At 69.6% G+C, this 11,927-nt stretch carries 10 protein-coding genes; 8 read left to right on the forward strand and 2 right to left on the reverse strand.

Translation table 11 applies throughout. The features are described 5' to 3' along the window. Nucleotides 1-6 precede the first annotated feature (6 nt). The 7 genes from idi to ABCU91_RS10635 are packed head-to-tail and all read left to right on the forward strand — an operon-like array spanning nt 7 to nt 5,571. On the forward strand, nt 7-555 hold the full coding sequence (gene idi / locus ABCU91_RS10605) for an isopentenyl-diphosphate Delta-isomerase (RefSeq protein WP_413353642.1): 549 nt from the start codon (nt 7-9) through the stop codon (nt 553-555). Then, nucleotides 552-1,616 carry a polyprenyl synthetase family protein gene (locus ABCU91_RS10610; protein WP_413353643.1) on the forward strand — a complete coding sequence of 355 codons (1,065 nt, stop codon included), beginning with the start codon at nt 552-554 and terminating at the stop codon, nt 1,614-1,616. The genes idi and ABCU91_RS10610 overlap by 4 nt, the downstream gene beginning before the upstream one ends. Continuing rightward, nucleotides 1,613-2,497, forward strand: coding sequence for a phytoene/squalene synthase family protein (locus ABCU91_RS10615; RefSeq protein WP_413353644.1), 885 nt, complete (start codon nt 1,613-1,615; stop codon nt 2,495-2,497). The genes ABCU91_RS10610 and ABCU91_RS10615 overlap by 4 nt, the downstream gene beginning before the upstream one ends. Further along, the gene (gene crtI / locus ABCU91_RS10620) at nt 2,494-4,047 is read left to right on the forward strand and encodes a phytoene desaturase family protein (RefSeq protein WP_413353645.1); all 1,554 of its coding nucleotides are present in this window, start codon (nt 2,494-2,496) and stop codon (nt 4,045-4,047) included. Before ABCU91_RS10615 ends, crtI begins: the two co-directional genes overlap by 4 nt. 5 nt (nt 4,048-4,052) lie before the next feature. Next, nucleotides 4,053-4,394, forward strand: a complete 342-nt coding sequence (locus ABCU91_RS10625) for a lycopene cyclase domain-containing protein (protein WP_413353646.1) — start codon at nt 4,053-4,055, stop codon at nt 4,392-4,394. Continuing rightward, nucleotides 4,391-4,699: a lycopene cyclase domain-containing protein gene (locus ABCU91_RS10630; RefSeq protein ID WP_413353647.1), complete on the forward strand. Its 309-nt coding sequence runs from the start codon at nt 4,391-4,393 to the stop codon at nt 4,697-4,699. The genes ABCU91_RS10625 and ABCU91_RS10630 overlap by 4 nt, the downstream gene beginning before the upstream one ends. After that, the gene (locus tag ABCU91_RS10635; protein WP_413353648.1) at nt 4,696-5,571 is read left to right on the forward strand and encodes a prenyltransferase; all 876 of its coding nucleotides are present in this window, start codon (nt 4,696-4,698) and stop codon (nt 5,569-5,571) included. Before ABCU91_RS10630 ends, ABCU91_RS10635 begins: the two co-directional genes overlap by 4 nt. A 27-nt stretch (nt 5,572-5,598) precedes the next feature. Here ABCU91_RS10635 and ABCU91_RS10640 read toward each other — a convergent pair whose 3' ends face one another. Then, nucleotides 5,599-8,517, reverse strand: a complete 2,919-nt coding sequence (locus ABCU91_RS10640; protein WP_413353649.1) for a UPF0182 family protein — start codon at nt 8,515-8,517, stop codon at nt 5,599-5,601. Nucleotides 8,518-8,595: 78 nt separating this feature from the next. Beyond that, the gene (locus ABCU91_RS10645; RefSeq protein WP_413353650.1) at nt 8,596-9,720 is read right to left on the reverse strand and encodes a PDZ domain-containing protein; all 1,125 of its coding nucleotides are present in this window, start codon (nt 9,718-9,720) and stop codon (nt 8,596-8,598) included. A 126-nt stretch (nt 9,721-9,846) separates the two neighbouring features. Between ABCU91_RS10645 and ABCU91_RS10650 the strand changes: the two genes are divergently transcribed. Then, a complete protein-coding gene (locus ABCU91_RS10650; RefSeq protein ID WP_413353651.1) occupies nt 9,847-11,265 on the forward strand; it encodes a zinc-dependent metalloprotease in 1,419 nt (472 codons plus the stop codon). Nucleotides 11,266-11,927 lie beyond the last annotated feature (662 nt).

The raw sequence follows: 11,927 nt of genomic DNA on the forward strand, positions 1-11,927 counted from the left end.
GATATCGTGTCTGACATCGAGTACGTCGTCTTGATGGATGATGACGGCCGCGACATCGGGACTGCTCCCAAGGCAACGGTCCACGGTACCGACACGGCACTCCACTTCGCATTCTCCTGCCACGTCTACAACTCCCGGGGGCAGATCCTGGTGACGCGCCGAGCGCTCAGCAAGGCCGCATGGCCCGGAGTCTGGACCAACTCGTTCTGCGGTCACCCGGGCCCCGGCGAGGCGGTCCTCGATGCCGTCCACCGGCGCGCTGCGCACGAGGTCGGACTGGCCGTACGCGACGTGACACCGACCATCCCGGGCTTCCGCTACCGTGCGGTCGACGCATCCGGGATCGTCGAGAATGAGATCTGCCCCGTCTACGTCGCCTACACGGACGAAGAGCCGGCGCTCAACCCCGACGAGGTCGCCGAGGCACGGTGGGTCGACCCCGCCGACCTCGCCGCCTCGGTCTCGGCTGCGCCCTGGGCATTCAGCCCGTGGCTCGTCCTCCAGGCGCAGCAGTTCGATCTGGCAGACCCGGTGTCCGTCCGGAGAGTCTCATGATCGCCCTCTCCGCGATCGCCCGACGAGAGATCGACGACGCCCTGCAGGTCGCGCTCGAGCGTCTCCGCATCCGCTCCGCAGCCCTCGGCGAGGCATCGGCCGCCCTCGGCGAGGCCACCGCCGCCTCCGCCACCGGCGGCAAGCAGCTGCGGCCGGCGCTCGTCGTCGCGGCGTTCCAGGCCTTCGGCGGCGACCTCGGCCACTCCCCCGGCCTCTGGCGGGTCGCCGCCGCGTTCGAACTCCTGCACGCCGCATTCGTGGTGCACGACGACCTGATCGACGGCGACGTCGAGCGTCGCGGCATCCCGAACGTCGTCGGACGGTTCCGCGAACGCGCTCTTGCGCGCGGCGGGGATGCCGACGACGCGAACCTGCTCGGGGCCGCTGCCGCCGTCCTCGCGGGCGATCTCCTGCTCTTCGAAGCGACGCGCCTGATCGCCACCGCTCCCGTGACCGCGCCGCAGCGCGCCGCGCTCTTCGTCCTCCTCGACGACGCCCTGCTGGTCTCGGCCGCCGGCGAACTCGCCGACGTCGAACAGACCATCGGGGCTGACCTCCCGCCCACCGATTCACTGATCCGCACCGCCCGCGACAAGACGGCCTTCTACTCCTTCCAGGCCCCGCTCGCCGCCGGTGCGCTCCTGGCGGGAGCCAGCGACGACGAACGGGCCGCGCTCGAATCCGCGGGCTCGGCGATCGGGGTGGCCTTCCAACTCGCCGACGACCTCATCGGCACGTTCGGATCCCGGGCGGAGGCCGGGCGGGAGCCGGGTGCCGACCTCCGCGCGTCCAAGCGGACGCCTCTGATCGCCATGGCCGCCGAGACCGAGGCGTGGCCGCGCATCGCGTCCGCCCTCGCCATGGCGCCGACCGGTCCCATCGCCATCGCCGAGGCGCAGCGCGAGCTGGCCGCCAGCGGCGCCCGGGAGCGTGCAGTCGAGATGATCACCGAGACGCTCCGATCCGCGCGCAGCCATGCGGCCGACGCCGCGCTCCCGCGCGACGCCGTCGTCCTGCTCGCCTCCCTCGCGGCTGCCGTGGAGGACCGCATCCCGCGATGAGCGACTCCCTCTACGACGAGACCGCAGCAGCAGCGGCGGCATCCGTCATCCGCGCCTACTCCACGTCCTTCGGACTCGCGACCTCTCTTCTCGGGGCTCGCGTGCGGGGCCATGTGCGGAACGTGTACGCGCTCGTCCGGGTCGCTGACGAGATCGTCGACGGTGCCGCCGAGGCCGCAGGCGTCCCTCTCGACGAGCAGCGACGCGTCCTCGACGCGCTCGAGACGGAGACCTACGCGGCGATCGACCGCGGCTTCAGCGCGAACCTCGTCGTGCATGCGTTCGCACGAACCTCGAGGGAGTGCGGGATCGCGAAGGTGCACATCGAGCCGTTCTTCGCGTCGATGCGAACCGACCTCGAGCGGGCCGAGCACGACGACGCCTCGCACGACGACTACGTGTACGGCTCCGCGGAGGTCGTCGGCCTCATGTGCCTGCAGGTCTTCGTCAACGCGGGGAGCGCGTCACCGCGGAATCCCGACGCGAAGCTCGTCTCGGGTGCCCGGCGCCTCGGGGCGGCGTTTCAGGACATCAACTTCCTGCGCGATCACGCCGATGACGCGGGTCGCCTCGGCCGGGATTACCTCGGCGTGGGTGTCGGCGCTGAGCGTCGGGCCGACGTCCTCGCACGCATCGACGCGGATCTGGATGCCGCCGCCGCGACCATCCCCCTCCTTCCCGCGGACTGCCGTGTCGCGGTCGCGACGGCGCACGGGCTGTTCGCCTCGCTCGCCGACAGGATGCACCGGACCGAGGATGTCGACACCCGCGTACGCGTGCCGAATCCCGTCAAGGCCGCGATCGCCGTGCGCGCCGCGGTCACGCACCGCACGCTCCTTCCCGCCCGACGATCCGCACCCTCACGGAGGTCCCCCGCATGACCCGCCGCATCGCCATCATCGGAGGCGGGATCACCGGTCTCGCGACCGCTGCGCTCCTCGCCGACCGCGGGGATGAGGTGACCGTGTTCGAGGCGCTGGAGGACGTCGGCGGCCGCGCCGGCAGCTGGGAGAAGGACGGCTTCCGGTTCGACACGGGCCCCAGCTGGTACCTCATGCCCGAGGTCTTCGACCACTTCTTCGCCCTGCTCGGCACGACGGCGGCGGAACAGCTCGACCTCGTACGGCTCGACCCCGCCTACCGCGTCTACCACGAGGGCGAGCGCGAGCCGTTCGACGTCGTGTCGGGACGGGATGCCGCCGTCGCCGCCTTCGAGGCGCGCGAACCCGGCGCCGGTGCGAAGCTCGCCGCGTACCTCGACTCCGCCGGCGAGATCTACGATCTCGCCGTCTCGCGGTTCCTCTACGACCCGTACGTCTCCCTGAAGGGGCTAGCCCACCCCGACGTCCTCAGCAAGCTCGGCACGCTGCTGCCGCTCCTGCTGCGCCCGCTCTCGACCCACGTCGAGAAGCAGTTCTCCGATCCGGTCCTGCAGCAGGTGCTGGGGTACCCGGCGGTGTTCCTGGGCGGATCCCCGTACGACGCTCCGAGCCTGTACCACCTGATGAGCCACCTCGACCTCGACGACGGCGTGCTGTACCCGCGGGGCGGGTTCGTGCAGATCATCCGCGCCATCGCCCGCCTGGCCGAGGAGCGCGGCGCCGTGATCCGGACCTCGAGCAGGGTCGATCGGATCATCACCGTCGGCGACGTGGCCACCGGCATCCGTCTCGCCGACGGCACCCGCGTCGAAGCCGATCACGTCATCTCCACGGCCGACATGCACCACACCGAGACGGAGCTGCTCGAGCCCGACCTCCGCTCGCGGAGCGACGCCTGGTGGGACAAGCGCGTCCCCTCGTTCGGCGCGCTCCTGATCCTCCTCGGCGTCGAAGGCGAACTGCCCGAGCTCGAGCACCACACCCTCCTGTTCACGAAGGACTGGAAGGCGAACTTCGACGCGATCTTCGGCGAGGACACCGCCGGCGCGATCCCCGATCCCGCATCGCTGTACGTGTGCCGACCGAGCGCCACGGATGACGACGTCGCACCCGCCGGGCACGAGAACCTGTTCGTCCTCGTCCCCATGCCCGCGGCTCCCGAGCTCGGTCGCGGCGGCGTCGACGGCGCCGGCGACGCCCCGATCGAGGCCGCCGCGGACGCCGTGGTCGCTCAGATCGCCGCCTGGACGGGCGTCGCCGACCTCGCCGACCGCGTGCGCGTGCGCCGCACCATCTCGCCCGGCGACTTCGCCGCCGACTTCGGCTCGTTCCGGGGCGGTGCGCTCGGCCTCGCCCACACCCTGCGGCAGTCGGCCATGTTCCGCCCGGGCCTGCGCTCCAAGGTGGACGGGTTGCTCTACGCCGGCCAGACGGTCCTGCCGGGCGTCGGTCTGCCGATGTGCCTCATCTCGGCCGAGCTCATCGTCAAACTCCTCGACGGCGACATCTCGACGGGTCAGATCCCCGAGTCCCTCTCCTCGGAGCGCTGAGGTCGATGCCGGGTCTCTACCTCGGCGCCCTGATCGTCTCGGCGCTCGGCGTACTCGCCGTCGACCTGCGCCACCGACTCGCTTTCGGAGGGGCCCCGCGGCGGACTGCTGTCCTCGTCCTCTGCGGGACCGTTTTCCTCCTCGTCTGGGATCTCGTCGGGATCGCGACCGGCGTCTTCGTCCGTGGCGACAGCCCGCTCCTCATCGGGATCGACCTCGCGCCGCACCTGCCCCTCGAGGAGCCCGTGTTCCTCGCTTTCCTCTGTCACCTCGCGCTCGTGGTCCACGCCGGCGTGACGCGCGCCCGCGCCGCACGACGCCGACCCCGCGGACAGGAGACGATGTGACGTACCCGCTGATCGTTCTCCCGTTCCTCGGCCTCACCGTCGCCGTGACGCTCGCCTCTCTCCGGCGCCCCGGCCGTCTCGAACGACTGATCGCGTCGGCGTGGACGGCTGCCGTTCTGTTCGTCCTCACCGCGATCTTCGACAACATCATGATCGCCGCGGACCTCTTCACGTACCCCGAAGAGCACATCAGCGGCATCCGCATCGGGCTCGCTCCTGTCGAGGACTTCGCTTACCCGCTCTGCGTCGCCTTCCTCCTCCCCGCGATCTCGGCCCTGCTTCCCGAACGAAGGGACGCCGCATGACGCCGGTGCGCTTCGCCCGACAGCTCTTCGTGTCCTCCCGACCGGTCAGCTGGATCAACACCGCGTTCCCGTTCGCGGCCGCGTACCTTCTGAGCGCACGCGAGATCGATCTCGTCCTCATCGCGGGAACGATCTTCTTCCTCGTCCCGTACAACGTCGCGATGTACGGGATCAACGACGTCTTCGACTACGAGTCGGACCTCCGGAACCCGCGGAAGGGCGGGGCGCACGGAGCCGTCCTCGAGAAGAGCCTGCACGCCCCGACCCTCTGGGCCTCCGCGTTGCTGTGCGCGCCGTTCGTGATCTTCCTGGTGATCGTCGGTCCGCCGCTGTCGTGGCTCGTCCTCCTCATCAGCCTGCTCGCCGTCGTCTTCTACAGCGCACCGCCGCTCCGTCTGAAGGAGCGGCCCTTCGCCGACTCGGCGACCAGCAGCATCCACTTCTTCTCGCCGGCCGGTTATGCGCTGGTGCTGACGGACGCGACGTGGACGCCGCAACTCGTCCTCATCATCGCCGCGTTCGCGCTGTGGGGCGCGGCCTCGCACGCGTTCGGAGCGGTGCAGGACGTCGTGGCCGATCGCGAAGCGGGGATCTCCTCGATCGCGACGGTCCGCGGCGCAGCCTGGACGGTGCGCTTCTCGCTCGTCGCCTACGCGGCGGCGGGACTCGCGATGCTCGGCACCGCGTGGCCGGGGCCCCTCGCGGCGATCGTCGCTCTTCCCTACCTCGCGACGGTGTGGCCGTACCGTTCGGTCCGCGACGAGGATGCCTCGTCCGCCACCCGCGGCTGGGACCGGTTCCTCTGGCTCAACCAGTTCGCCGGGTTCGTGGTCACACTGCTGATGATCTGGTGGGGGCTGTTCCTGTCCTGAACAGCCGCCACCGGGATCATCGCGGGATCAGTTCCCGTCGAGCTGGATGAGCCGGTCGAGGATGTTGGTGAGCTTCTCGTCTTCCTGGCCGTAGGTCGCCCAGTCGCCCTTCTGCATCGCTGCGTCGCGCGCCATCATGACGTCGCGGGCCTCCTGCAGGAGCCGAGCGGTCTCATCGCCGGTGCCGGCGGTCGGCGGCTCGGTGCCGTCGGTCGCCTCGGGGGACGGCGTCGCCTCGGGCGAGCCCGAGGGCGTCGGGGTGGTCCCCTCGTCACCCGCGGTGGCACCGGAGTCGCCGCCGAAGAGCTGGTCGAGCGCTTCTTGGAGCGTGTCCTCGAAGGCGACCTCCTTACCGAACGAGACGAGGATCTTCCGAAGCTGCGGGAGCTGCGTCCCGCTCGAGGCCTGGACGAACACCGGCTGGACATAGAGCAGACCGCCGCCGACCGGCAGAGTCAACAGGTTTCCGTTGCGCACATCGGACTGACCCTGTTGGAGGAGGTTGACCTCCCGCGCCACGGTGGCATTCGACCGGAAGTCGTTCTGCACCTGACCGGGTCCCGGGACCGACACGTCCGCGCCGATCTCGAGCATGCGGAGCTTGCCGTAGTCGGCGCCCTTCTTGCCCCTCTCCGACCCTGCGTTGGAGTCCACGGCCAGATATCCGAGCAGGACGTTCCGCTCTCCGTCGCCCTCTGACGCGGGGATGAACGAGGTGAACATCGAGAAGGAGGGATTGTCCTGCCCGGGCATCTGCATCGTCAGGTAGTAGGGGGGCTGCAGGTTCGAGTTGTCCACCGGATCCTGCGGGGTCCGCCAGGCGTTGTCGCGTCGGATGAACGACTGCGCATCGTCGACGTGGTAGGTGCCGAGCATCGCGCGCTGCACCTTGAACAGGTCGGTCGGGTACCGCACGTGGCTCATGAGGTCGCCCGACATCTCGCTGATGGGGCGGAGCGTCGAGGGGTAGACCTTCTGCCACGCCTGCAGCAGGGGGTCGGTCTCGTCCCATGCGTACAGCTTCACCGAACCGTCGTAGGCATCGACGGTCGCCTTGACGGAGTTGCGGATGTAGTTGATGTCATCGAGCGCCACCCGCGGCTGCGTGTTCGTCGTGTCGGAGATCGCGTTCCGGAGGCTCACGATCGACGAGTACGGGTAGTTGTTGCTCAGGGTGTACCCGTCGATGATCCACACGACGCGCCCGTCCACGACGCTCGGGTACGGGTCGCTGTCGAGCTCGAGGTACGGTGCGACCTTCTTAACGCGGTCGCGCGGGTTCCGGTCGTAGAGGATCTGGGATTTGTCGTTGATCCCGTCCGAGAACAGGATGTCCGTGGACTGGAACTTCAGCGCGTACAGCAGCCGGTTGAAGGGGTTGCCGATGTCCGGTCCGCCGTTCCCGGCGAAGGTCGTCCGCGTCTGGTCCGACCCGTCCTCGCCGCGCGGGTAGTCCAGCTCGACGGGATCCGATCCCTTCGGGGCGCCGACGATCGAATACGGCGGCGAATACTCACCGAAGTAGATCCGCGGCTCGTAGTTCTCGTTCTTGGTCAACTCGCCCGAGGTCGGGATGCCGCGCTCCATGAAGACGGGGTTGCCGTCATCGGTCCGCTCGTTGCCCTTCGCAGCGACGACGCCGTAGCCGTGGGTGTACACCAGGGTGTTGTTGTACCAGGACTGCGCGTTGCCCAGCTGGCCGAGGTTCAGCTCACGGACCGAGACCACGGCATCCTGCGTCTTGCCCTCGATCTCGTAGCGATCGACGTCCAGCGGATTCTGGAACTGGTAGTACGAGCGGTACTGCTCGAGCTGACGGACGGTGGGGCCGATGATGGCGGGGTCCATGATGCGCAGCGACGCGGTCGTGTCGGCGTCCGCCCGCAGCTGCCCCTCCTCGGCCGTGGTCACCGCTTCGTAGTCGGTCTTCTCGAGTCCGTTGATCCCGTAGGCGAACTTCGTCGCGGCGAGGTTGCGGTCGACGAACGGCGCCTCGTACGTCTCGAGGTTCGGCGCGACCTGGAACTGGCTGACCGCCCACGGGTAGGCGACTCCGACCACGAGGGACGAGACGATCAGGAGTGCGGTACCGATGAGGGGGAAGCGCCACCGGCCGATGATGGCCGTCACGATGAACAGCGCCGCGACGATGGCGGCGGCGATGGAGACGATGGCGAGACCCGGGATCACGGCGTTGACGTCGACGTAGCTGGCTCCCGTGAACCGGTCACCCTGCGTCGTGAGGGTCTTGTAGCGGTCGAACCACAGGCTGACCGCCTGCACGGCCAGGTAGAGCGCCGCGACGACCGCCAGCTGGATGCGAGCCGCCTTCGAGATGCGCAGCTCGCGCTGACCCACCCGGACCGAGCCGTAGAGGTAGGCGACGACCACCGTCACGAGGAGGCAGATGAGCAGAACCGCCGACGCGAAGCCGAGCACGATGCTGTAGAACGGCATCTGGAACAGGTAGAAGCCCGTGTCGAGACCGAACTGCGGGTCCTTCTGGCCGGTCGAGACGCCGTTGACCCAGAGCCACACCGTCTCCCACTGCGCCGACGCGGCGAACCCGGCGAAGAAGCCGAAGAACACCGGGATGCCCCACATCGCGAGGCGACGCAGGGGCTCGACGACCTCCTGGTAGTGGTCCAGCTGCGAGCTCAGTCGTGCGTACACGGGACGCAGGCGGTAGGCCAGCTGGATGGCTGCGAAGACAGGGACGGCCATCGCCACGAATCCGATGAGGAACATGACGACCCGCGCGGTCCACTGCGTCACGAGGACGCCGTCGAAACCGAGCTGCCGGTACCACTGCCAATCCGTGTACAGGTTCGCGAACGTGAAGAACGCGATCACCAGCACAACCAACACTCCAACGGTGATGGCGATCGTGCGGCGGACAGGATTCGGAGGGGTGGACGTGGCCGGCCCGGCAGGTGTCGAGGTCACACCCTCATCCTAGGCGGCGGCTGTTGCGACCCGGCCTCGCCCCCGTGCGCTCTCGGCGGAATCGCAGGGGTGCTGCCCTCACCCCGCCGCGCAGACGGGCAGCTCGTCTACGCCCGTGCCGCTTCGGATCGCGTCGAGCGCACCCAGCGAGTCGGCGAGCTTCGAGACGGGGATCACGCGGAGCCCGTTCGGGACGTGTCCGACGACTTCGCCGCAGTTTTCCTTCGGGGCGAGGAAGTAGGTCGCTCCGGCATCCCGCGCACCGTAGAGCTTCTGTCGGATGCCGCCGATCGGACCGATCGTGCCGGCGGCGTCGATGGTCCCGGTGCCGGCGACCTGCTTGCCGCCGTTGAGCTCGCCGGGTGTCAGGGTGTCGATAATCCCCAGGGCGAACATCTGACCCGCGCTCGGGCCGCCGATGCGGTCGAGCTGGATCGTGACGTCGATCGGGAAGTCGAAGTCGCGCTCGGTGGTGATGCCGATGATCCAGACCGGTCCGTCCTTCGACTCGGTGCGGGCCGGAGTGATCGTGACCGGGCGCTCTTCGCCATCGCGACGGATCACGAGGTCGACCGGGTCGCCTTCGCCGTCATTGATGACGGACCGCAGCTGCGCCGTGTCCTTGATGGTCGTGCCGCCGGCGGAGACGATCTCATCGCCCACCTGGAGAATCCCGGTCGCGGGAGAATCCTTCGGGAGGGCGCCCACCCCGACGTGCTCGCGCACCGTGTAGCCGAGCTGGGTGAGGGCGGCGGCGGTTGCTTCCTTCTGGGAGTCGACCATGAGCGCGGCGTTCTCCTCGTTCCGCTGCTCCGTCGTCGTCCCGGCGGGGAAGATGCTGTCGACCGGGAGGACGGCTTCGGCGGGGTCGAACCAGGCGAGCGCGAGCTCGAACCACGAGGGGGTCTGCTCGCGGTTCCCGAGGACCTGCACCGTCGTCAGATCCAGCGCGCCTCCCGTCGGGTACGTCTGCGCACCCGACACCGAGATCAGCGGGACGTCCTCGCCGTCGGCGTTCTCGGCCGTCCCCAGCGTGTTGACCACCGGCCCCTGTCGCTGGATGACGTAGCCGGTCGGAAGGAAACTCAGGATGAGCAGGGCGACGAGCGCGACGACGAGAGCCCAGACGCCGGCGGCGAACCGCCGCGAACGGGTGGAGGAGCGACGCTCGGCGCGCTCGGGTACAGGCGTGAAGAACGACACGCGGGTCCTTCCTCCGGTGCTCGTTCGCGACCGGCGTACACGGGACGTCTCCCGCTCGGACCGGGCGGAGAAAACCTGCGACTAGCGTAGAACGAGACGTCTCCCCCCTGCTGAAAGGCGCCTGACATGACCGATCCTGCGGACGACGATCTGCCCGGTGACGACGACCTCGCCGAGATGCTCCGGCGCATGCTCGGCGGGCAGGGCGGGATCGACCCCGAGCAGCTCCGTCAGCTCTCGAGCATGGGCATCGATCCGGCGATGATGCAGAACATCATGCGGCAGTTCCAGGCCGCGATGTCCGCTGACGGCGACGACGACGGCCTCGACTGGTCCGCCGCGAAGACGCAGGCGCTGCACATCGCGAATCGCGACGGGCTGGGCATCAGTTCCGGTGCCCGAACCGAGTTCGATCAGGCGTTCGCCCTCGCCTCGCTCTGGCTCAGCGAGGTCACCGCGATCGCCGAACTCGCCCAGGAGCCGAAGCCCATCACGCGCGGCCAGTGGGTCGAAGCCACGCTCCCGGTGTGGCAGGAGCTCGCCGAGCCGGTGGCCACGTCGATCAGCGACGCTCTCATGGCGGCTCTCGAATCGCAGACGCCCGAAGAGATGCGGCCGGCGATCCAGGGGGCGGGACGCCTCATGCGCCGCGTGGGCGGCGCGCTCTTCGCCGGGCAGCTCGGGTCGGTGATCGGAAAGCTCTCCCTCGAGGTCGTCAGCGGCGGCGACGTCGGCATCCCCCTCATGCCCACGGGCGATGCCGCGATCCTGCCGCAGAACTTCGCCGATTTCGGACGCGATCTCGAGATCGAGGAGGATCAGCTCGCCCTCGTCCTGGCGACCCGCGAGCTCGCACACGCCCGCCTGTTCCGCCACGCCCGATGGCTGCGCCTGCACGTCATCTCGCAGGTCACCGACTTCGCGCGCGGCGTCCACGTGGACACGGATGCACTCGAGGAGCTCGCGTCGCGCTTCGACCCGTCGGCACCCGAGGAGCTGAAGGCGGCCATCGAGAGCGGCGCACTCCTCCCCCAGCGCTCCGAAGCCCAGGTCGACGCCCTCACCCGGCTCGAGAACCTCCTCGCCACGATCGAGGGGTGGGTCGACGTCGTGACCGCGGACGCGACGACGCGCGTCCCGGCAGCCGATCGCATCGCCGAGGCGGTACGCCGCCGCCGCGCCGTCGGTGGACCCGGCGAGCAGGCGATGGCCTCGCTCGTGGGTCTGGAGCTGCGTCCGCGTCGCCTGCGTGAGGCCGCCGCGATGTGGCGGGCCGTCACGGATGCCGTCGGCCCCACCGTCCGCGATGGGCTGTGGGACTATCCGGACCTGATGCCCACCGCAGAGGACATCGACGACCCCGCGGGTCTCATCGCCCGCCTGCAGGCCCGCCAGCGGGGCGAGGAACCCGAGCGCGACGCCTTCGACGACGCCCTCGCGGCGCTGCTCGACGAGGAAGCCGCGGCGGACGACGCCTCCGGAGAAACCCCGCAGAACGACGACGAGCCGGGTGACGACGGCCCGACGGGCCCGCGCCCGGTCTGAGCCGACAGCCTCCTCCACAGAAGCCCCGCAGCGGATCGTGATCGCGGCGGCTGTGGAGGGGGCCCACGCCGCGCGGCGGTCGCCGACAGAATCGCGGCATGCTGCGCCTCGCTCCCTCGCATCCTCCGCTCTGGCGGACACCCACGAGCGTCCAGTTGGGGATCGACGACGAGACTCCCCTGACGGGACTGCGCCCGTGGCAGGAGCGACTGCTCGATGAACTCGTCAGCGGCATCCCGGACGCGCGACTCGGTCCGCTCGCACGCGAACTGGGCGCGAGCGATGCCGAAGCGAGCGCCTTCATCCGCCGCATCCAGGACTCGCTCGTCACCGACGAGGTCGCGAGCCCTCCGGTGCGCGTCGAGCTCCCCGCAGACCTCGCGCAGGAGGAGGAGCGGACGCTGCTGGCGGGTATGGCGGGCGCGGGCCTGACCGTGGAGGACACGGCGCGCTGGACGCTGCCATCGGGGTACGCGCCGATCATCCTCGTGGCGGCTCGCCTGGTCGACCCGCATCGCGCCGCGCGCCTCACGGCGAGCGACATCCCGCACCTTCCCATCGAGCTGTCGGGCGATCGGGTCGTGGTGGGACCGCTCGTGATCCCCGGCGCCACCGCCTGCCTCGCGTGCGTGCACGCCGAACGACGCGAGCGTGATCCGGAG

The sequence above is a fragment of the Microbacterium phoenicis genome, assembly GCF_047302325.1.
Classification (GTDB): Bacteria; Actinomycetota; Actinomycetes; order Actinomycetales; family Microbacteriaceae; genus Microbacterium.